This window comes from Psychromarinibacter sp. S121 (genome assembly GCF_049801035.1).
Classification (GTDB): domain Bacteria; phylum Pseudomonadota; class Alphaproteobacteria; order Rhodobacterales; family Rhodobacteraceae; genus Psychromarinibacter.
On the sequence record NZ_JBNAGE010000001.1, the window covers coordinates 1391242 to 1409560 of the forward strand.

Here is an 18319-nt window from a genome sequence, read left to right on the forward strand (position 1 = left end):
CTGTGGTTCTGAAGGGCGCCCGATCCGAAGAATGGAGGCACAGTAATTCTCTCAATCCGTTTCAGTTCGCTCTTTCTGTCATCGATTTGATCCACTTTTCATATGTGGTCTGGCTGTCCAGTTACAGATTTGTGGGCAGTTTCGTTGCTCTCAACGCATCGCTCTATCTCACGAACAGTATCTCGAGCGGTGCGTGCCGAACCGACAAGAGTTGCCGAGGCAAATCCGGTCCAGTCTCCATAACCCAGAAGCCAGAGACGCGGTTCATCGATCGAACGCGTTCCAGTCACCGCGATCTTGCCATCGGTTTGCTTGATGCCCAGGCCATCGAGATGATCCAGAGCGGGATGAAAGCCCGTGCACCAGATAACCGCGTCGACGGCGGTCGTTGTTCCGTCCTCCCAGACAACGCGGTCTTCCGTAAAGCGGACAGGAGGGCGCACGCTCCGAAGGATGCCGCGATCCCTGGCTTCGAGCACCGAAGGGACCATTACGATATCTCCCAGATCGGATAGAGGAGCACCGCCCTGAGGGCTCCCTTCACCGTAACGCGCGGAAGCCCGGTCGAACAAAACCCGTCCGTCCACATCGTCTGGCAGGAATTTCGGGGGGTGGAGCGTCGCCCAGATCGTACCGGCAACCCTCGAAAGTTCCGCGTAGATCTGGGCACCGGAGTTTCCACCGCCGATGATCAGGATACTTTTGCCCGTCAGTCCTTCTGGCGAAACGTATTCGGCAGAATGCAGCTGTTGCCCACGGAAGGTTTCAGCCCCGTCATAGTGCGGAATGTACGGCTTACTCCACGTGCCGGTCGCGCTGATCACCGCCTTTGCGAGCCACGTACCGTTGTCGGTTTGAACGCGCAGCGCGTTGGGCTGTTTCTCGATATTTTGCACGCGAACCGGTCTTTCGATCGGCAGTCGATAGCGGTTTTCGTAATCTTCCAGATAGTTGAGCACTTCGATGCGTGTTGGAAACCCATCACCTTTCGAAGGTGGCATTTGCCGTCCCGGCAGAGAACTGTACTCAGCGGGAGAGAAAAGCCGCAACGAATTCCAGCCTCGCTGCCAGGCGCCACCGGGATTACGCTGCGCATCGAGAATAACAAAATCGAGATCGCTTTTGCGAAGATAGTAGCTGGCGGACAGGCCAGCCTGACCGCCGCCAATGACAACGACGTCAACCACCAATTCGTTTGTATCGTTCATGTGTTCGGCCCCACTCATGGATTGACAGGCGATTGCAGACCGGCGCTTTCCCCGTCGCCGACTCACGGCAACAGAAAAGGCCCGGTTGGCGATCGGAGGTTTCAGCTCAAATCAGACGGAAACGTCGGTGTCGGGAGAGATTGGAACCATGCTCCGGGCGGCAGCCCTGGCATACGTCGTCAGTTTCGAGCCAAGCACCGTCTTTCCGGGTCGGTTTCCGATTTTTGCCTGTCCTTCATGCATCTGCGAAAATCGATCACGCGGCATCTTTCCCCTCCGCATCACCGGCGCAACACTCTTCCGTAAGGAAGTCGATCAGCCGTTCGAGGTTCTGGAACTCGGGAATGCAGATGGTCGTTCGGCTGTGTTTTTCCTGCCGGATGAGTCGCACCTTCGTCATTCGTGCGAGATGATGTGACAGGGTAGACGCCGGGATGCCGAGTTCTTTCTGGATTTCCCCGACCGATGCGCCCTCATGCCCAGCCCTCACCAGGAAGCGGAAGACCGCCAATCGATGCGTGTTGCCGAGCTCGGTCAGGCTGTCTGCGGCTTGTTCGTGATCCATACCGTCCTCCATTAATTCGAGACCTCTAGAAATATGGTTGACCCGAGCGCGATAAGCAACTAGATCAGTGGAAATTTCGACATATCTAGAAGGATGGTTTCATAATGTCACCCCAACTGCAAGACACCCTCGGCATGTTCGTCTTTCTCGCTGTCGAACTCTCGGTTCTGTTCATCGGGATCAGTGCACTGGTTGGCGTTCTCCAGCGTCATATTCCCCCGGCCAAAGTGGAAGCGTTGCTCAGCTCCACCGGTACTCGCGGCTATCTCCTCGCCGCAGGTCTTGGGGCAATCACGCCCTTCTGCAGTTGTTCGACCATTCCGATGCTGAAGGGTTTGATCCGAGCGCGCGCCGGGTTCGGTCCGATGATGGTGTTTCTCTTCTCCTCCCCGCTCCTGAACCCGGTTGTTGTCGTTTTGCTGGCGGCCACGTTCGGACTGACTCTCACATCCACCTACGTGATTGCCGCCCTTGCAGTATCGCTGGGTGCCGGATGGCTGATGCATGCGTTCGGTTTCGAGCGGTATATCCGTCGCACAGCAACGAAAGAGACCGGCGGATGTGGCTCGTCGCAAAGCCAGTGTGGTGCTGCACCGGCCGTACCGGATTGCGGAAGTCCGAAAACCGATAGCTGCGGCTCTCGGTCGGAAAGCGCCTGCGGCGACACCGCAATCAAGATCACTCCTGCGTCCGGCAGCTGCTGTGACAGCCAGTCTTCCGTCCGAACGAAGGAGACGGGAAAATACAGCGGTGTGTGGCGGGATGCATGGATCGACTTCGTCGACGTGTTACCCTATCTGCTCGTCGGCATTGCGCTCGGCAGCTTGATCTACGGATTCATGCCGACCGCTCTGCTTGAGCAGTATGCCGGTCCGGACAATCCGTTCGCTATTCCTGTTGCCGCCGTCATTGGCGTGCCGCTGTATATCCGCGCAGAGGCGGTCATACCGCTCGCCGGGGCTCTTATGGCGAAAGGAGTGGGCGCAGGGACCGTCCTTGCACTGATCATCGGAAGCGCCGGGGCCAGTTTGACCGAACTCATCCTGCTGCGCTCCCTCTTCACGATGAAGCTTCTCGTGGCATTCGTCGGGGTCATCTTCGCCATGGCGATGATCGCAGGCTACGCGACCTACCTGTTTTTCTGACTTAGATCAGAGATGATTAAGTCCTCAAACCACTTGGATACCTTTCGCAGTCTTGGCCTTTTCTCTCCCGGCCAAGGCCAAGACTGCCGCCGGATGACAGGGGGCAGTTAGCGATGCGACGGAGACGGCGTTTGACGCTGACTTTAGATAGTCGATCGGGTATGCCTTCCCGGCTGGGATCACGCATTCCCCTTGTGTCGCTCATCCACACACTCGCCGTTGCCGAATATCTGAACTTCCGTCACGCTGCTAACGCGCTGGGTGTCAGCGTTTCGACTGTCAGCACCCGTGTGAAAACCTTAGAGGAAGACCTAGGCATCCTTCTGTTCGAGCGTCACGCACGCGGCGTCCGGCTAACCGATGCAGGTCATCGCTTTATCGAGCAAGTATCAGCGGGCGTCGATCAACTCGACCATGCGGTGAAGACCGCCGGCTTGGCCGCCTCGGGCGAGTGCGGTCGCCTGCGTCTCGGCATCCACGCCCTTATCCCGCGCAGCTTCCTCGCGGAACTCATCGCACAATATCGGGAGACCCATCCGGGCATCGCAGTCGAGATCACCGAAAGCACGGCCCGCGATGCGGTGATCCAGCTTCGCTCCGACCTTCTGGACCTGGCGTTCGTCGCCGGCCCGGCCGAGTTGCCCGATTTCCATTCCCGGCGCATTTGGACCGAGCCGCTGGTGGCGGTGCTGCCGGAACGGCATCCGCTCGCTGGGCAGTCGACCGTCACATGGCCTGATCTGGCGGGAGAGACCTTTCTCGTGCGCTATGACAGCACCGGCCCGCAGGTCCACGACCATATCATCCTGCGCCTCGCCGGGCGCTTGCCGCCGCCCTCGATTCAGCGCTTCGGTGTGGGGCGCGGCACGCTGCTGTCCATGGTCGAGCAGGGTTTCGGCATCACCATCGTCGGGGCCGCCACCGCGTTGCTGCCGACGACCGGCCTCGTCTTCCTGCCGTTCGCCGACGAGCCGGAGCCGGTTTCGTTCTCGGCCATCTGGTCGCCGTTCAACCAAAGCCCGGCCATCCGCAACATGCTGGTCCTCGCGGGCAAGCTGGGACGCATCTGCGATTCGGCTCCGGGTGGCATCCAGAATGAGCCGCGCGAGCGCCCGCAATGACGTGACCCGTCCTATTTGCCGCCGATAGTATCCGGCAGCCCTCCCGTATCCGTTTTCCTGTTGCCTGTAGTGGATTTGCCTATTCTCTGATCGGCTCCGTCTCTTTGTCCGACTGGAGCCCGTATGCGCGGAGGCCGAATCCTTTGGGGTCAGATTGCTATCGTCTTCACCATCGTTCTGGTGATGACCTGGGCGGCGACGCAATGGGTCGCCTTTCGCCTCGGCTTCCAGCCGCAGCTTGGAGCACCGTGGTTCGAGCTGGCGGGTCTGCCGGTCTATTACCCGCCAGCCTTCTTCTGGTGGTGGTTTTCCTTCGACGCCTATGCGCCCGCGATCTTCGTCGAAGGTGCGATCATCGCCGCGTCCGGCGGCTTCATTGCCATCGCCGCCGCCATCTTTATGTCGATCATCCGCGCGCGGGAGGCGAAGAACGTCGCCACCTACGGATCAGCGCGATGGGCGGAGGACAAGGAAATCCGCGCGGCCGGATTGCTCGGCCCCGATGGCGTCCTGCTCGGCCGCTACGAACGCGACTATCTGCGCCACGACGGTCCCGAGCATGTCCTTTGCTTCGCCCCGACGCGCAGCGGCAAGGGCGTCGGCCTCGTGGTGCCCACGCTCCTGACCTGGCCGGGAAGCTGCATCGTCCACGACATAAAGGGGGAGAACTGGACGCTGACAGCCGGCTTTCGCGCAAAGCACGGCCGCGTCCTGCTGTTCGATCCGACCAACGCGAAGTCGTCGGCCTACAATCCGTTGCTGGAGGTGCGACAGGGCGAGTGGGAAGTCAGGGACGTGCAGAATATCGCGGATATTCTGGTCGATCCCGAAGGCAGCCTCGACAAAAGAAACCATTGGGAAAAGACCTCCCATTCCCTGCTTGTCGGCGCGATCCTGCATGTTCTCTATGCCGAGAAGGACAAGACGTTGGCGGGCGTCGCCAGCTTCCTGTCCGATCCGCGCCGCCCGGTCGAGGCGACCTTGCGCGCGATGATGGACACGCCGCATCTTGGGCCGAGCGGCGTTCATCCCGTCATCGCATCGTCGGCGCGGGAGCTGTTGAACAAATCCGAGAACGAACGGTCGGGCGTGCTCTCCACCGCCATGTCGTTTCTCGGCCTCTACCGCGATCCCGTGGTGGCGCGTGTGACGGCGCGCTGCGACTGGCGCATTGCCGATCTGGTCGAAAGCAAGGAGCCGGTCAGCCTCTACCTCGTTGTGCCGCCATCCGACATCAACCGCACCAAACCGCTCATCCGCCTGATCCTCAACCAGATCGGCCGCCGGCTGACCGAGGACTTGAACACCTCCGGCAAGCGCCACCGCCTGCTGTTGATGCTGGACGAGTTTCCGGCGCTCGGCCGGCTCGACTTCTTTGAGAGCGCCCTGGCGTTCATGGCCGGCTACGGCCTCAAATCCTTCCTGATCGCGCAGAGCCTCAACCAGATCGAGCGCGCCTACGGCCAGAACAATTCGATCCTCGACAACTGCCATGTCCGCGTCAGCTTCGCCACCAATGACGAACGGACGGCCAAGCGGGTGAGCGACGCTCTCGGCACCGCGACCGAGTTGCGCGATTCCACCAACTATGCCGGCCATCGCCTCGCGCCCTGGCTCGGGCATCTCATGGTGTCCCGGCAGGAGACGGCTCGGCCATTGATGACGCCGGGCGAGATCATGCAGCTTCCGCCCACCGATGAAATCGTCATGGTCGCGGGCACGCCGCCGATCCGCGCCACCAAGGCGCGCTACTTCGAGGATTCGCGGTTCACTGAACGCCTCCTGACCCCACCCGATCCGGCGGCCGGTCCCGCCACGAACCCGTCATCCGATGATTGGTCGAGCCGGTTGGTCGCGCAGAAGGGCGATGCCCAGTCCATGGCTAGCGGAACGGAAGGCGATCCGGCCAATGCCGGCATCCGCCGTGAACCGGAATTGCCCGAGCATGAGGAAATCGTTCCGCCGCCGTCTCCGGCGCGGGAGTTCGACATCCTTGACGACGAACCGGACCTGGACGCGGCCAAAGCCCGCGCCCTGCGTCAGCGCATGCGCGCGGTCGCCCGGCAGGCGTCGATGAACCCCGATGACGGGATCGAGCTTTGAGGAACCCTCCCATGGCCACACGAACCCGCATGAACGTCTATTTCGATCCCGAATTGCTGCAACAGGTCGAGATGCTGGCGCTGCGCCGCAATGTCTCCAAATCCGCCATCGTGGAGGCGTCCGTCGCTTCCTTCCTGTCCGGCGACGCAGCGGATCGGCTGGAGGCGGCCATGACGCGCCGCCTGGACAGGCTCGGCCGACAGATGGACGGGCTCGACGAAGATCTCGCCGTGCTCGGCGAGACGCTTTCGCTGTTCGTCCAGTTCTGGTTGACGATCACGCCGCCGATCTCCGACACCGGGCAATCGTCCGCCCGCGCGAAAGGCGTGGAACGGTTCGAGGGCTTCATTCAGACCCTCGGCAAGCGCCTCGCCACCGGAGACAGGTTCCTCAAGGAGCTGTCGCGCGATGTCGATTCGCTTGGGGACAGTCCCGCGCAGCGGCCGTCCGACCCCGATAGCGACCGACCCTGAATTTTCAAACCGTCCTATTTGCCGCCGATCACCGCCGGTGGCCGCACGCGCGTAAATAGTTGTTGAGTCGGCCAAAAATCAGGTTCTTTTAATCGACCCCGATGCGGGGACCGACTGTCGTGCGCCCCGTCGAAAGCGGGGCCGACATGACTGCCACACATCACAGACCGGAGGCGATCCAGCGCGGCGCGCGGATGCTGCGCACGGCGCTCGGCCCGGCCATTGCCCGGTTTCTGGAAGACCCGGCCGTGGTCGAGGTCATGCTGAACCCGGATGGCCGCATCTGGATCGACCGGCTGTCCGAAGGATTGGCGGATACGGGCGAAACGATGCCGCCGGCCGATGGCGAGCGCATCGTGCGCCTGGTCGCACACCATGTCGGCGTCGAGGTTCATGCCCGCAGTCCCCGCGTTTCGGCCGAGCTTCCCGAGAGCGGCGAACGCTTTGAAGGCTTGCTTCCCCCGGTGGTTTCCTCGCCGGCCTTCGCCATCCGCAAGCCCGCCGTCGCGGTGTTCACGCTCGACGACTATGTGTCCGCCGGCATCATGTCCGCCGATCAGGCGGAAACGCTACGCGCGGCCGTCGCATCCCGCGCCAACATCCTCGTGGCGGGCGGCACCAGCACCGGCAAGACCACACTGACCAACGCGCTTCTGGCCGAAGTCGCCAAGGGCGCGGATCGTGTCGTCATCATCGAGGACACTCGCGAGCTGCAATGCGCCGCGCCCAACCTTGTCGCTATGCGGACGAAAGACGGCGTGGCGACGCTTTCCGATCTGGTCCGTTCCTCGCTGCGCCTGCGCCCCGACCGCATCCCCATCGGCGAGGTGCGCGGATCGGAAGCCCTCGATCTGCTCAAAGCATGGGGCACGGGCCACCCGGGCGGGATTGGCACCATCCACGCAGGCACCGGCATTGGCGCGCTGCGCCGGCTTGAACAGCTCATTCAAGAGGCTGTCGTCACCGTCCCGCGCGCCCTGATCGCGGAAACCATTGACCTTGTTGCCGTCCTTTCCGGGCGCGGTTCCGCGCGCCGGCTGGCCGAACTCGCCCGCGTCGAAGGGCTGGGGCCGGACGGCGACTACCGCATCACGCATCTCAGCCCCTTGGCAACCCCCACCAGAACTGGAGACCCCGAATGATCCGTCATACCATGCGCATCCGCCGCCACGTCGCCACGGCCGCGACCTTCACCTATGTCGGCCTCTTCATGGCTCCGGCCGCCCATGCCTCGGGATCGTCGATGCCGTGGGAAGCGCCGCTCCAATCCATCCTCGAATCCATCGAGGGGCCGGTCGCCAAGATCATCGCCGTCATCATCATCATCGTGACCGGCCTGACGCTGGCCTTCGGCGACACCAGCGGCGGTTTCCGTCGCCTGATCCAGATCGTGTTCGGCCTGTCCATCGCGTTCGCCGCATCGAGCTTCTTCCTGTCGTTCTTCTCGTTCGGCGGCGGGGCGCTCGTCTGATGGCGGGCGGTCTCGAACAACTGGACGCGGTGCCGGGATTCTCGATCCCGGTCCACCGGGCGTTGACCGAGCATATCCTGCTCGGCGGCGCTCCGAGAAGCATCGCCATCATGAACGGGACGCTTGCCGGGGCCGTGGGTCTCGGCCTGCGCCTCTGGCTGGTCGGCATCGCCATATGGGCCATCGGGCATTTCGCGGCGGTATGGGCGGCGAAGCGCGATCCCCAATTCGTCGAAGTCGGGCGGCGGCATCTGCGCATCCCGGCTTTTCTGGCGGTCTGAGGGGAGCCCATCCATGATGAACCTTGCCGAATACCGCCGCACCGCCGCGCGCCTCGCCGACTATCTGCCCTGGGCGGCGCTGGTCGGTCAGGGTGTCGTGCTCAACAAAGACGGATCGTTCCAGCGCACCGCGAAGTTTCGCGGTCCCGATCTGGATTCCGCCGTCGCCGCCGAGCTAGTCGCCGTCGCCGGTCGCATCAACAACGCCGTGCGCCGTCTCGGCTCCGGCTGGAGCATCTTCGTTGAGGCGCAGCGCAGCGAGGCCGCGACCTATCCCGACAGCGCCTTTCCCGACGCCGCCTCGGCGCTGGTCGATGCAGAGCGCAAAGCGGGTTTCGAAGAAGCCGGCACGCATTTCGTGTCCGGCTATTTCCTGACCTTCCTCTGGCTGCCCCCGGCCGAGGAAGCCGCCCGCGCGGAAAGCTGGCTCTACGAGGGTCGCGAGCAATCCGGCGTGAACCCGTGGGAGGTCCTGCGCGCCTTCATCGATCGCACCGATCGCGTGCTGGCGCTGCTCGACGGATTCATGCCGGAGTGCCGCTGGCTCGATGACGGGGAGACGCTGACCTACCTCCATTCGACCATATCGACCAATCGCCACCGTGTGCGCGTGCCCGAGGTGCCCATGCACCTCGACGCGCTGCTGGCCGATCAGCCCTTGACGGGCGGGCTGGAGCCGCGCCTTGGCGACGCGCATCTGCGCGTCCTGACCATCGTAGGTTTCCCGACCGCGACGACGCCTGGCCTGCTCGACGAGATGAACCGGCTGCCGTTCCCCTACAGGTGGAGCACGCGCGCGATCCTGCTGGACAAAGTGGACGCCACAAAGCTCCTGACCCGCATCCGCCGCCAATGGTTCGCCAAGCGCAAGAGCGTCGCCGCGATTCTGAAAGAGGTGATGACCAACGAGGCGTCCGCCCTTGTGGACACTGACGCCGCGAACAAGGCGCTCGACGCCGACATGGCGTTGCAGGAGCTTGGGGCGGACGTGGCGGGCATGGCCTACGTCACAGCGACCGTCACCGTATGGGATGCCGACCCGCGCCTTGCCGACGAGAAGCTGCGCCTGGTCGAGAAGATCGTTCAGGGCCGCGACTTCACCGCCATGCCCGAGAGCGTCAACGCGGTTGACGCATGGCTCGGCAGCCTGCCCGGACACGCCTACGCGAATGTCAGGCAATCGCCCATCAGCACTTTGAATCTCGCCCACATGATCCCGCTTTCGGCGGTGTGGGCGGGGCCGGAACGGGACGAGCATTTCGGTGCGCCCCCTTTGCTCTTTGGAAAGACCGAAGGCTCAACCCCGTTCCGGTTGTCTTTGCATGTCGGCGACGTAGGGCACACCCTTGTCGTCGGCCCCACGGGCGCGGGCAAGAGCGTGCTGCTCGCCCTCATGGCGCTCCAGTTCCGCCGCTACGAGGCCAGCCAAGTCTTCGCCTTCGACTTCGGCGGCAGCATCCGCGCCGCGTCGCTCGCCATGGGCGGCGACTGGCATGACCTTGGCGGCGGGCTGACAGAAGGGGCCGAGGCGTCCGTCTCGCTCCAGCCGCTGGCCCGCATCCACGACACCTATGAACGCGCATGGGCGGCGGACTGGATTGCCACCATCCTCATGCGCGAAGGCATCGCCATCACGCCCGAGGTCAAAGAGTATCTTTGGACGGCGCTGACTTCGCTCGCCTCCGCGCCGGTCGAAGAACGCACGATCACCGGCCTTGCGGTGCTGTTGCAATCCAACGATCTGAAACAGGCGCTCCGGCCGTTCTGCGTCGGCGGTGCCTATGGCCGGTTGCTCGACGCCGAGACAGAGCATTTGGGATCGGCGGACGTGCAGGCGTTCGAGATCGAAGGGCTGGTCGGCACCGGCGCGGCCCCGGCCGTTCTGTCCTACCTGTTCCATCGCATCGGCGACCGGCTCGACGGCCGCCCCACGCTGCTCATCATCGATGAAGGCTGGCTTGCGCTCGACGACGAGGGATTCGCCGGCCAGCTCCGCGAATGGCTGAAGACGCTGCGCAAGAAGAACGCCAGCGTCATCTTCGCCACGCAAAGCCTGTCCGACATCGACGGCAGCAACATCGCGCCCGCTATCATCGAGAGCTGCCCGACGCGGCTCCTGCTGCCGAACGAGCGCGCCATCGAGCCGCAGATCGCGGCCATCTATCGCCGCTTCGGCCTCAATGACAGGCAGATCGAAATCCTCGCAAGGGCCACGCCCAAGCGGGATTATTACTGCCAAAGCCGCAGGGGCAACCGCCTGTTCGAGCTGGGCCTGTCCGAAGTCGGCCTCGCCCTCTGCGCCGCATCCGCCAAATCCGACCAGACCCTCATTGCGCAGATCGTTGCGGAGCACGGCCGCGATGGTTTCCTCGCCGCATGGCTGCGCGAGCGCGGCGTCGAGTGGGCGGTCGAGCTGATCCCCAACCTCACCAATCTTGCCGACCGGCCGGAATCCGCCGCGCCGGCCCGACTCGATACCCCACAGGAGATTCTTCCATGACCTATTCCAAGTTTGTCGGGGCCTCGGCCCTTGCGCTGGCGCTCGCCATTCCGGTCGCGCTTTCGCCCATGCTGGCAAGCCCGGCCCATGCGCAATGGATCGTCTATGATCCGACCAACTACGCGCAGAACGTGCTCACGGCCGCGCGCACGCTGGAGCAGATTAACAACCAGATCACCTCGCTCCAGAACGAGGCCCAGATGCTCATCAATCAGGCCCGCAATCTGGCGAGCTTGCCATATTCCTCGCTCCAGCAGATTCAACAGAACGTCAGCCGCACGCAGCAGCTTCTCAGCGACGCGCAGAACATCGCGTTCGACGTGCAGAACATCGACCAGGCGTTCCAGAGCCAATACGGCAATGTGTCGCTGTCGGCGACCGACGCCCAGCTTGTCGCCGATGCGCGCGACCGTTGGCAAAACACGGTCGGCGGCTTGCAGGACGCCATGAAGGTGCAAGCCGGTGTCGTCGGCAATATCGACAGCAACCGCGCCGAGATGGCCGCGCTCGTCGGCCGGAGCCAGGGTGCGACCGGCGCATTGCAGGCCACGCAGGCCGGCAATCAGATCCTCGCCCTCCAGTCGCAGCAGCTTTCCGACCTGATCGCCATGCTCGCCGCCAACGGCCGGTCGGAAGCGCTGATCGAGGCCGAGCGTGCGACGGCCGCCGAACAGGGCCGTGTCCAGCGCGAGCGCTTCCTGACCCCCGGCAGCGGCTACCAGCCGGGCAACGCGCAGATGTTCAACGGCAACAACTGACCACGGGAGGGGCCGCCCATGGACGGCAAGATGCTGGCCCGGCTCGGGGCCGTCGTATTCGTCGCCATGGCCATCGCGGCCACGGTGATCGAGATGACCCGCAAGGACGATCCCGCGCCGGCCAGCACCGCACCGGCGCTGCAACCGCCGGCCGATCCGCTCCGCGCGACGCTTCGCCGGTGCCAGCAGCTTGGGGAAGCGGCGACGAGCGATCCGGTCTGCCTTTCCGCATGGGCCGAGAGCCGCGACCGCTTTCTTGGCCGGACGCCCGCCCAGACCGCTCCGCGACAGAACGAGGAACAGTGATCCATGGGCGGAACCGGCGTCATCGACTCGTTTCTTGGGGTCTTCACCAGCTACATAGATTCCGGCTTCGGCCTGCTCGGTGGGGAAGTGGCGTTTATCGCCACCACCCTGATCGTCATCGACGTGACGCTGGCGGCGCTCTTCTGGGCCTGGGGCGCGGATGACGACATTATCGCAAGGCTGGTCAAGAAGACCCTGTTCGTCGGTGTCTTCGCCTACGTCATCGGCAACTGGAACAACCTCGCCCGCATCGTCTTCGACTCATTCGCCGGTCTCGGTCTCATGGCGTCGGGCACGGGCTTTTCCGCTGCCGACCTCATGCGGCCAGGCCGGGTGGCACAGACCGGCCTCGATGCCGGCCGACCATTGCTCGATTCCATTTCCGACCTGATGGGCTACTGGTCGTTTTTCGAGAACTTCATCCAGATCGCCTGCCTGCTGTTCGCCTGGGCGCTGGTGATCCTCGCCTTCTTCATCCTCGCCGTGCAGCTCTTCGTCACGCTGATCGAGTTCAAGCTGACCACGCTGGCCGGCTTCGTGCTGATCCCCTTTGGCCTGTTCGGCAAGACCGCCTTCATGGCCGAGCGTGTGCTTGGCAACGTAATCTCTTCCGGCATCAAGGTTCTGGTGTTGGCCGTCATCATCGGCATCGGCTCAACCTTGTTTTCGCAGTTCACCGCCGGCTTCGGCGGCGTCACCCCCACGATCGACGATGCCATGGCGATTGTGCTCGCGGCCCTGTCGCTGCTCGGCCTCGGCATCTTCGGACCCGGCATCGCCACCGGCCTTGTCTCGGGCGGCCCCCAGCTCGGCGCGGGCGCGGCCGTGGGCACCGGCCTCGCCGCCGGCGGCATGGTGCTGGCGGGCGGTGCGGCGGCGGGTGGCGCGGCGATGCTCGGCGCAAAAGGCGGCGCTGCCGCTTTGTCCGGCGGGGCCGCGGCCGTTCGCGGCGGCGCGACGGCCGCAGGAGCCGCTTCCGCAGCCTACAGCCTCGGCTCGCTCGGCCAGTCCGGCGCGGCCGGTGTCGCGTCTGGCCTTGGCGGCGTCGCTCGCGCGGCAGGATCGGCAGCCGTCTCACCCTTGAAACGCGCTGCCTCCCGCGCGTCCGAAAGCGTCAAGTCCAGTTTCTCCGAAGGCGCGAAGGCTGGCTTCGGTGCGAGTGGCGGCGCGTCCACCATGGGCACGGCCGGAGGCGCGGCGGAAGCATCCGCCCCGGCCGCGTCCGCCTCGGCCACAGGCGCACCGCCTGCCTGGGCGCAGCGGATGCGCCGCTCGCAGGCCATGAACCACGGCACGACCATGGCCGCACACGCCGTCCGCTCCGGCGACAGCCATGGCCCCGGTTCTTCCGTCAACCTTTCCGAAAGTGACTGCTCATGAGCATCTTCAAACGACCCGCAGCCCATTACGGCAAGACGCCGGAACCCGAGACCCCGTATCAGAAGGCCGCGCAGGTCTGGGATGAGCGCATCGGCTCGGCCCGCGTGCAGGCGCGAAACTGGCGCTACATGGCGTTCGGTTCCCTGATCCTGTCGGCGGGCTTCGCCTCGGCGCTGGTGTGGCAGTCGGCGCGCGGGACCGTGGTGCCCTGGGTGGTGCAGGTCGATGCGCTCGGCGAAGCCCAGACCGTCGCACCGGCGAACGCCGACTATCGCCCGACCGATCCGCAGATCGCTTTCCATCTCGGCCGCTTCATCGAGCAGGTCCGCGCGATCCCGGCCGATGCGATCATCGTCCGCCAGAACTGGCTTCGCGCCTACGAGTTCACCACCGACCGGGGCGCTGCGGCTCTGAACGACTATGCCCGCGCCAACGATCCGTTCACCCGTGTCGGCCGCCAACAGATCGCCGTCGATGTGTCCAGCGTCATCCGGGCATCGCCCGGATCGTTCCGGGTCGCCTGGACCGAGCGCCACTACGAAAACGGCCAGCTTTCCGGCACCGAGCGATGGACCGCGATCCTGACCATCGTGATCCAGCCGCCGCGCACCGCCGAGAGGCTGCGCGCCAATCCGCTCGGCATCTATGTCAATGCGATTTCATGGTCGCGGGAGATGAGCCAATGACCCGCACGTCTTTCTGCAAAGCCGGCTTTCCGGTTTTCCGCAAACCCGCACTGGCGGCGTTGCTGCTTTCCGCGACCGCGCTGGCCGGCTGCGCCACCAACCGGACGCCGCAATTCTCCTATGACGACGCCGTGCCGCCGCTGCCGACGCCGCCTGCCGCTTCGGCAGAGGACACGCCCCGGCCGCTGCATGTTCCGCCCGCCTGGACCGTCGCGCGCGGCGGCGAGAGGGCGGGCACACCGACCGGCCGCGTCGAGAACGCCAACGCCGCCGCCCGCGTCGAGCCGCGCCGCGAAGGCTACTACAACGCCATCCAGATATACCCGTGGTCGGAAGGCGCGCTCTATCAGGTCTATGCCGCCCCCGGTCAAATCACCAATATCGCGCTGGAGCCGGGTGAAAACCTGACCGGCGCAGGACCGATTGCGGCCGGCGACACCGCCCGCTGGATCATCGGCGATACCGAGAGCGGCAGCGGCGCCAACCGGCGCGTCCATATCCTCGTGAAACCGACCCGCGACGACATCTCGACCAACCTTGTCGTGACCACCGACCGGCGAACCTACATGATGGAGCTGCGCGCGCGGGAAGCGCTCTACATGCCCGCCGTCGCCTGGGCCTATCCCGCGCCGCCGGCAGGCCAGCGCCGGGCCGTCCCGTCCGCGCCGGTCATCCCTGCCGAGGCGGCGCGGAACTATCGCTATGGATTGCAGGTGCAGGGCGACAGCCCGCCATGGCGGCCGGTTTCCGTCTTCGACGATGGCCGGCGCGTCTATGTCGTCTTCCCGCGCGGGATCGTGCAGGGCGAAATGCCGCCGATCTTCGTGCTCGGGTCGGACGGCGAGCCGCAGATCGTCAATTCCCGCATCTACCGGAACGTCCTGATCGTGGACCGTCTGTTTGGCGCGGCCGAACTGCGCCTTGGCAGCGGCAACCGCCAGCAGGTCGTCAGGATCGTCCGTATCGAGCAACGACAGGCCGCCGCTCAGCCCGCAGCCACCGGAGACTCGCCGTCATGACAGACAACCCGATCACCGACACCACAGCGCCCATGCGGCTGCGCGCAGAACCGCCGCGCGTCACCCGCCTGTCCCGCAAGATGCTGGCAGGCATTGGCGCGGTCGCGCTTCTCGGCATCGGCGGCGCGCTGATCTACGCGCTCCAGACCCGCGAGGCCGGACCGGGCGGCGAAGAACTCTATTCGACAGAAAACCGGCCCACGGCGGACGGACTCACGGGCTTGCCCTCCGACTACACCGGCCCGGTCCTCGGCCCCGCGCTGCCCGGCGACCTTGGCCGTCCGATCCTCGACGCCGAGAGGCGGGGCCAGCCGGTCGCAACGCCTGCGATCACAGCGCCCGCGGTCGATCCCGAGGAAGAACGCCGCCGCGCCGAGGAAGAAGCCGCGCGCCTGAGCAGCGTGTTCTTCCAGACCGGACCGCGCACAGGAACACCAGCCGGGACGGCCATGCCCGGCCTGGCCGGTCTCGGCGGGCAACCGGAGGGAGCGGCCGGTCAGAACCGCCATGCCGCCTTCCTGGGCGGCCCGGTGGACCGCCAGACCGTCGCGCCGGATCGCGTCACGCCGCCGGCCTCGCCCTATATCCTGCAGGCCGGGGCCGTGATCCCGGCCGCGCTCATCACCGGCATCCGTTCCGACCTTCCGGGCCAGATCACAGCGCAGGTGACGGAGAACGTCTATGACAGCCCGACCGGCTCGCTGCTCCTGATTCCGCAGGGCACCCGCATCATCGGCCAATATGATGACGGCGTGACCTTCGGCCAGCGCAGGGTGCTCTTGGTGTGGAATCGCCTGATCCTGCCGGGCGGCCGCTCCATCGTCCTTGAGCGCCTGCCGGGCGCGGACGCATCGGGCTATGCCGGCCTTGAGGATGGCGTCGATTATCATTGGTGGGATCTGATGAAGGCCGCAGGACTATCCACGCTGCTCGCAGTCGGCACGGAGCTCGCGACCAGCGACGAGGACCGGCTGATCCGCGCCATCCGCGACGGGGCGCAAGATACCGTCAATCAGGCAGGCCAGCAGATCGTCCAGCGCCAGTTGCAGGTCGCGCCCACGCTGACCATCCGGCCCGGCTTCCCGGTCAGGATAATCGTCACCCGCGATTTGATATTCGAGCCGGCAGGAGGTTGACCATGACCAAGCTGAAACTCGGCCCGCTGCCCGACGACAAGCCCGTAAAGGTGACCCTGGAGCTGCCCGCGCCGCTCCACCGCGATCTGGTCGCCTATGCCGAGGTGCTGGGGCGCGAGACGGGGCAAGCCGTTGCCGATCCCGTCAGGCTGATCGTGCCCATGCTGGAGCGGTTCATCGCCACGGACCGCGGCTTCGCAAAGGCGCGGCGGGGGGGGAAGTGGTCCAGTGGGATAAATGGCAACTGAGCGGCACGAAGCCGACATTGCCCGCACTCAGGCACGGGCGCTCGAAGCGTCGATCTCGGCTGTGAGTTGCCGGCACTTGGCGCTGGCCCATTCGTGCGCATCGGCGCCGAACAGGAGCCGTCGCGCTGGGTCGGGAGAGGACGCTTCAGAGACGATCAGGGCGGAAAGCGCCGCCGGATCGTTCTGCTGCGCGCCGTTCGCTTCTGCGATGAAGGTTCGGAAACCGGCCACCGCCTCGGCATAGTCGGCAATGTCCATATCCCCCTGCCGTGCAGTGGACGGATCAAGGAAGTTTGTGCGCATCATCCCCGGCTCCACGATGAGTGATCGGACGCCAAGCGGCGCGATTTCTTCGGCGAGGCCCTCCATCCAGCCTTCGAGCGCGAACTTGGACGCCGAGTAGACCGATCCACCGGGGTTCGAGACCAAGCCGTTCACCGAGGAGATCGTGACCACGAGGCCCGAGCGCTGACGGCGCATCGTCGGCAGCACCGCGCGCGCCACGTTCATCGCCCCGAAGAGGTTGATCTCGAACTGCCGGCGCACGTCCTCCTCCGGGATCGTCTCGAACCATCATCCAAGCTGGGCGCGGCCGGCGTTGTTGACCAGGATGTCGATCCGGCCAAACACCTCCATGGCTGCGTCATGTGCTGCCGAAGCCGCCCGGGCATCGGTCACATCGAGCGGTAACACGAGCAGGCTGTCGTCCGGAGCGGAGAGGCTTTCTGCAAGCCCGTCGACGCTTCGGCTGGTTGCCACGACCTTGTCGCCAGCGCGCAGCGCATCGCGAGAGAGCAGATGCCCAAGTCCCCTGCCAGCGCCGGTGATGAACCATACCTTTTCTGTCATTGTCAGCTCCTCTTGTCGTGCCGACGCGATATTAGCGCATCTATGCAGTGGGAGATTAGTACCTCGAAATTTGTCGGACCAAGTAGTATAGCTACTGAATGGACCCGCGTAAGTTCTCGGACCTCGTCATCTTCAATCGCGTTGCCGAAGAGCGCAGCTTCACCGCGGCGGCACGCAGCCTCGGCGTGACCCAGTCCGCCGTCAGCCAGACCGTAAAGCGCCTTGAGGCCGATCTGGGGATCAGGTTGCTGTCACGCTCGACACGCAGCATTGCCCCCACCGCGGCGGGCGAGCGGCTTCTGGCCACACTCGCGCCGGTCATCGCGGAGATTGATGCGGAAATCGACGATCTGGAACAGTTGCGTGAGGAACCGGGCGGACGTCTGCGGGTGACCTGCGGCAAACATGCCGCCGATACGCTCGTCTGGCCGGCCTTCTCGCGACTGATCGCTGCCCATCCCGAGATCGACGGCGAGCTGAGCGTGGAGAACCGGCATGTCGACATCGTTGCCGAGCGGTTCGATGTCGGGATACGGCTGCGCGAAGACTTGGAAATGGACATGGTCGCCGTGCCCGTTGGGCCCCACTTGCGCGCTGTCGTTGTGGGGGCGCCCCGGTATCTCGACAGCTGCGATCCTCCGCACACGCCGCGTGACGTGTCGGCCCACCGCTGCATCGGTTTCAGAAACGCGGGTGGCACCCTGTCGCCGTGGTCGTTTGAGAAAGACGGACATGCGGAGACGGTAAAAGTGTCGCCGTCCCTGATCGTCAATGACGGCGACGCACTCGTAGGGGCTGCCAGCGCGGGGATGGGTCTGGCCTACATGCTCGAAGATCTCGCCGCGCCCTTTCTGAACGACGGGCTGCTCGTCGAGGTCCTTGCCGATTGGTGTCCGCCGTTTCCGGGCTATCACGCCTTCTATTCGAGCCGGCGCCATCCGACCCGTGCTTTCACTCTCTTCCTGGAGAGTTTGCGGGCGGAGACCAGCGCGACAACCAGCAAGTAAGGCGCAACGGGCTCTGCGCCGACACTAGTAACAGGGGTGCCGTCAACGCATCGACGCAAATGC

18 protein-coding genes and 1 pseudogene are annotated in these 18319 nt (G+C 64.8%); 16 read left to right on the forward strand and 3 right to left on the reverse strand.

Annotation, left to right across the window (positions count from 1 at the left end; translation table 11 throughout):
* Window positions 1-98: 98 nt before the first annotated feature.
* Both ACP156_RS06710 and ACP156_RS06715 read right to left on the reverse strand, forming a co-directional pair.
* On the reverse strand, window positions 99-1208 hold the full coding sequence (locus tag ACP156_RS06710) for an ArsO family NAD(P)H-dependent flavin-containing monooxygenase (RefSeq protein WP_034827223.1): 1110 nt from the start codon (window positions 1206-1208) through the stop codon (window positions 99-101).
* Between the two features lie 256 nt (window positions 1209-1464).
* Window positions 1465-1773 carry an ArsR/SmtB family transcription factor gene (locus ACP156_RS06715; protein ID WP_297539479.1) on the reverse strand — a complete coding sequence of 103 codons (309 nt, stop codon included), beginning with the start codon at window positions 1771-1773 and terminating at the stop codon, window positions 1465-1467.
* A 134-nt stretch (window positions 1774-1907) separates the two neighbouring features.
* On the opposite strand from ACP156_RS06715, the gene ACP156_RS06720 reads away from it, so the two are divergent.
* The 15 genes from ACP156_RS06720 to ACP156_RS06790 all read left to right on the forward strand — a co-directional run bounded on the left by ACP156_RS06720 (window position 1908) and on the right by ACP156_RS06790 (window position 16400).
* Window positions 1908-2918: a permease gene (locus ACP156_RS06720; RefSeq protein WP_424818578.1), complete on the forward strand. Its 1011-nt coding sequence runs from the start codon at window positions 1908-1910 to the stop codon at window positions 2916-2918.
* 131 nt (window positions 2919-3049) lie between these two features.
* Entirely contained in the window at window positions 3050-4039 is a 990-nt protein-coding gene (locus ACP156_RS06725; RefSeq protein WP_233346795.1) for a LysR family transcriptional regulator, read from the forward strand.
* A gap of 123 nt (window positions 4040-4162) precedes the next feature.
* Entirely contained in the window at window positions 4163-6142 is a 1980-nt protein-coding gene (locus ACP156_RS06730; RefSeq protein WP_036173421.1) for a conjugal transfer protein TraG, read from the forward strand.
* Between the two features lie 11 nt (window positions 6143-6153).
* The gene (locus tag ACP156_RS06735) at window positions 6154-6615 is read left to right on the forward strand and encodes a CopG family transcriptional regulator (RefSeq protein ID WP_034828596.1); all 462 of its coding nucleotides are present in this window, start codon (window positions 6154-6156) and stop codon (window positions 6613-6615) included.
* A gap of 146 nt (window positions 6616-6761) precedes the next feature.
* Window positions 6762-7757, forward strand: coding sequence for a P-type conjugative transfer ATPase TrbB (gene trbB, locus ACP156_RS06740; RefSeq protein ID WP_034828597.1), 996 nt, complete (start codon window positions 6762-6764; stop codon window positions 7755-7757).
* Window positions 7754-8086 (forward strand): TrbC/VirB2 family protein, encoded by a 333-nt coding sequence (locus ACP156_RS06745; RefSeq protein WP_034828598.1) that lies wholly within the window; start codon window positions 7754-7756, stop codon window positions 8084-8086. Before trbB ends, ACP156_RS06745 begins: the two co-directional genes overlap by 4 nt.
* Window positions 8086-8367, forward strand: coding sequence for a VirB3 family type IV secretion system protein (locus ACP156_RS06750; RefSeq protein ID WP_026782251.1), 282 nt, complete (start codon window positions 8086-8088; stop codon window positions 8365-8367). The genes ACP156_RS06745 and ACP156_RS06750 overlap by 1 nt, the downstream gene beginning before the upstream one ends.
* 13 nt (window positions 8368-8380) lie before the next feature.
* Window positions 8381-10867: a conjugal transfer protein TrbE gene (trbE, locus tag ACP156_RS06755; protein WP_034828599.1), complete on the forward strand. Its 2487-nt coding sequence runs from the start codon at window positions 8381-8383 to the stop codon at window positions 10865-10867.
* Window positions 10864-11625: a P-type conjugative transfer protein TrbJ gene (trbJ, locus tag ACP156_RS06760; protein ID WP_034828600.1), complete on the forward strand. Its 762-nt coding sequence runs from the start codon at window positions 10864-10866 to the stop codon at window positions 11623-11625. The genes trbE and trbJ overlap by 4 nt, the downstream gene beginning before the upstream one ends.
* 18 nt (window positions 11626-11643) lie before the next feature.
* Window positions 11644-11931, forward strand: coding sequence for a putative entry exclusion protein TrbK-alt (trbK-alt, locus tag ACP156_RS06765; RefSeq protein WP_034828601.1), 288 nt, complete (start codon window positions 11644-11646; stop codon window positions 11929-11931).
* Between the two features lie 3 nt (window positions 11932-11934).
* Complete coding sequence (gene trbL / locus ACP156_RS06770) at window positions 11935-13311, forward strand: P-type conjugative transfer protein TrbL (protein WP_085816616.1); 1377 nt, start codon at window positions 11935-11937, stop codon at window positions 13309-13311.
* The gene (trbF, locus tag ACP156_RS06775; RefSeq protein ID WP_034828168.1) at window positions 13308-13997 is read left to right on the forward strand and encodes a conjugal transfer protein TrbF; all 690 of its coding nucleotides are present in this window, start codon (window positions 13308-13310) and stop codon (window positions 13995-13997) included. Before trbL ends, trbF begins: the two co-directional genes overlap by 4 nt.
* Window positions 13994-15016 carry a P-type conjugative transfer protein TrbG gene (trbG, locus tag ACP156_RS06780; protein WP_425050511.1) on the forward strand — a complete coding sequence of 341 codons (1023 nt, stop codon included), beginning with the start codon at window positions 13994-13996 and terminating at the stop codon, window positions 15014-15016. The genes trbF and trbG overlap by 4 nt, the downstream gene beginning before the upstream one ends.
* The gene (locus ACP156_RS06785) at window positions 15013-16152 is read left to right on the forward strand and encodes a TrbI/VirB10 family protein (protein ID WP_034828166.1); all 1140 of its coding nucleotides are present in this window, start codon (window positions 15013-15015) and stop codon (window positions 16150-16152) included. Before trbG ends, ACP156_RS06785 begins: the two co-directional genes overlap by 4 nt.
* A gap of 2 nt (window positions 16153-16154) precedes the next feature.
* A complete protein-coding gene (locus ACP156_RS06790; RefSeq protein ID WP_036173413.1) occupies window positions 16155-16400 on the forward strand; it encodes a DUF2274 domain-containing protein in 246 nt (81 codons plus the stop codon).
* Between the two features lie 27 nt (window positions 16401-16427).
* On the opposite strand, the pseudogene ACP156_RS06795 reads toward ACP156_RS06790, so the two are convergent.
* Window positions 16428-17249 (reverse strand): annotated as a pseudogene (locus tag ACP156_RS06795) (SDR family oxidoreductase).
* 98 nt (window positions 17250-17347) lie between these two features.
* On the opposite strand from ACP156_RS06795, the gene ACP156_RS06800 reads away from it, so the two are divergent.
* Window positions 17348-18256 carry a LysR family transcriptional regulator gene (locus ACP156_RS06800; RefSeq protein WP_034828162.1) on the forward strand — a complete coding sequence of 303 codons (909 nt, stop codon included), beginning with the start codon at window positions 17348-17350 and terminating at the stop codon, window positions 18254-18256.
* Window positions 18257-18319: the final 63 nt, after the last annotated feature.